General features: G+C 40.7%; 1 pseudogene. It reads left to right on the plus strand.

The window, feature by feature from the left end:
* Nucleotides 1-263, plus strand: a pseudogene (locus ACFIM1_RS09460) (hypothetical protein); the annotation flags it as partial.

Raw genomic sequence — 263 nt, forward strand, 5'->3', positions numbered from 1 at the left:
TAACATTTGACCTCGTGAAGGTTATTGCGCTGGATAGTATCAAAGCAGGTGCGAATATTTTCGATACAACGGGTTTAAACATTACGGGCGGTCCTCAAATAATGACTGATGGTATTAATGCTGGCGGTAAAAAGATAACGGGCGTTACAGAAGGTACTGATGAGACCGATGCAGTGAATTTTGGACAGCTGCAAAAAATTGAAAAACAAGTTGAACAACAAGTCGCAGCTAGTAGCTTTGTGAAGCAAGATGATAAAACGAGA

The organism is Bartonella sp. AC158YNML (genome assembly GCF_042196725.1).
Taxonomy (GTDB): domain Bacteria; phylum Pseudomonadota; class Alphaproteobacteria; order Rhizobiales; family Rhizobiaceae; genus Bartonella.